The following is a 296-nucleotide window of genomic DNA, read 5'->3' on the forward strand; positions in this document are numbered from 1 at the left end:
GGGGTGGGACGTTTCACACCAGATCAAGTCAGCATAAGGTGCGTAAGCAAGGCCGCGGGCGATGGCCTGGTCGATGCCGGCATTTGTCCGGTAGAACCCTTCCGGCGTGCGTTCGCCGGTGATGAACTGGTGGTCGCGCTCATCGATGTCGCTTGTGATCAAGTCGGCGGCATCTGCATCCGTTCGGGCGATGATCAATGTCGGGACGTCCAAAACGTCTGCGGCCAGCCTGGCGGAAACAAGATTTTTCACTGCGTTTTGAGTCGGCAGCAATACTTTGCCGCCGAGATGACCGC

General features: G+C 58.8%; 1 pseudogene. It reads right to left on the minus strand.

The annotated features are described in order from the left end of the window. A pseudogene (locus SB775_RS28635) lies at window positions 1-296 on the minus strand (isocitrate lyase); the annotation flags it as partial.

Source organism: Peribacillus sp. SIMBA_075 (assembly GCF_046534585.1).